This window comes from Actinomyces sp. HPA0247 (genome assembly GCA_000411415.1).
Taxonomy (GTDB): domain Bacteria; phylum Actinomycetota; class Actinomycetes; order Actinomycetales; family Actinomycetaceae; genus Pauljensenia.
Genome location: KE150450.1, coordinates 252,970 through 254,850, shown reverse-complemented (window position 1 = coordinate 254,850; position 1,881 = coordinate 252,970). Strand labels below are relative to the sequence as shown.

General features: G+C 68.1%; 1 pseudogene. It reads right to left on the bottom strand.

The window, feature by feature from the left end:
* Positions 1–3: 3 nt before the first annotated feature.
* Positions 4–1,881 (bottom strand): annotated as a pseudogene (locus tag HMPREF1478_RS01000) (hypothetical protein); the annotation flags it as partial.

Genomic DNA, 1,881 nt, shown 5'->3' with positions numbered 1-1,881 from the left:
GAGTCAGCGGTGTCGTCGGCCTTGCCGTTGGCGGAGTGGTCCTTCGCCTTGGTCGTCGGCCTTGCCGTTGGCGGAGTGGTCCTTCGCCTTGGGGTCAGCGTCCGCGTGCTCACCGGAATCGTGCCCATGCTGAGCGTCGGCATCGGCCTTACCGGAGCCATTTGCGTCGCCGGAGTCGTGGCCAGCCTTCCTGGCGTCGGCGACCTCATCCGCGTGGGTGGCAGGCGTGTCGGCTGCATGCTTTCCGCTATGCGGCTGCTTGTCGCCACCCAGGGAGTCCCCGGCAGGAGTGTCCTTCTTGGGTGTGGTAGGCGCGTCGGGGGCGCCGTCTCCACCATGTCCTGCCCGGGGGATGTCGCCGTGGCCGGGGGTGGAATCAGCGCGCGAAACGCCGTGCGTATCACCGGTGGACATGCCCGGATCGGCACGGTGCGGCCCCTGCGCAGGGGCCGACGAACCACCGTGGGTGCCAGTATCAGCGCCAACATGGCCGCCGCCCTGGCCCGTGGGGGCACCAGCAGCGTGCGTGCCACGCGACGCGTCGCCTACGCCGCCACTGACATCAGCGGAATTACTGACGCCGTGTGCGCCGTGACCTGCATGTCCTGCGTTCGCTCCGAAATCGGCGGTACCGCCGAAGCCGTCCGCTCCGTGGCTGACACGGCTCGGATCGCTGCCACCGAAGGCGCCAGCGCGCTCGTAGGATCCCTGAGCGCCCACGCTGGCCTCGTTACGACCAACGCCCGCGCCGACAAGCTCATCGGCACCGCGCGTCTCACCGTTAGCGTGGGTCGAGCTGTAATCCAGGTAGGAAGAGTCCTTCCTGTTCTCAACGCCGAAAAGATCGTAATCGTCCCGGTTCGTAGAGAAGCCATCGGAGTCCCACGAACTGTTGGACTTCTGCGGAGGCTTCCCGCCGCCCGCAACAGCGGGTTGCGGTTCGAAGGCGTCACCCTTCGGAGCTCCGTCGGTGCCGCCGCGGTGAGGACCACCTGCGGTTTCGACAGGATGGTACTGGCCGTTGGGAACCTTGTCGGAATCACCGGGCTTGACATCCACATGATCCAAGCTCTTCTGGTTGCCGCCAGCGTGCGTATCGATCTTGTTCGCCGGGGTGCCGAAATCGTTGCCCGAACGGGTGAATATCTTGTCAGGATCAGCGGGCTTCTTCTGCGCAATAGCCTCAGCCGGTGCACCGCGCTCACCCACACCGTTGTTGCGCACGGGAGCAGCGGGCGAGCCGCCAGCAGCACCGTGGCCAGAAGCCCCACCGTGCGAGCCAGCAGCCGGAGCGCCGGTGGCAGGAGCGCCAGTTGCCGGGGCGCCATGAGTGCCAGTTGCAGGCGCTCCGGTAGCGGGTGCGCCATGAGTGCCAGCCGCGGGTGCGCCGGTAGCGGGTGCGCCATGAGTGCCAGTTGCAGGTGCGCCGGTAGCGGGTGCGCCATGAGTACCAGTCGCAGGTGCGCCGGTAGCGGGGGCACCCTGTGCGCCGGTAGCGGGTGCACCATGTGTACCGGACGCGGGCGCGCCGGTGTGGCCTGACGTGCCCGGGGCAGCAGCGTTACCCGCACCGTGAGTGGCACCACCGGTATCCGCATTCATAAACGCATTGTTGTGAGCACCGTGAGACGCGCTGGGGGCAGGCGCCGCGGGAGCCGCGTGACCGCTGGCATCGCCAGCGGCGGGCGCGTGAGGCGTAGTCGCGGGTTGAGCGGCACTGGATACACCGTTCGAGCGGTGGCCCGGTTCAGTGGGCGGAAGAGCCGAATCCTTGACATCCCCGCCACCGTGCGAGGCGTGGCTGGCGTTGCCTGCTGCGTCGGCGGTGTTGCCGCCTGCGTGTGTGGCGTGGCTGGCGTTGCCTGCTGCGTCGGCGGTGTT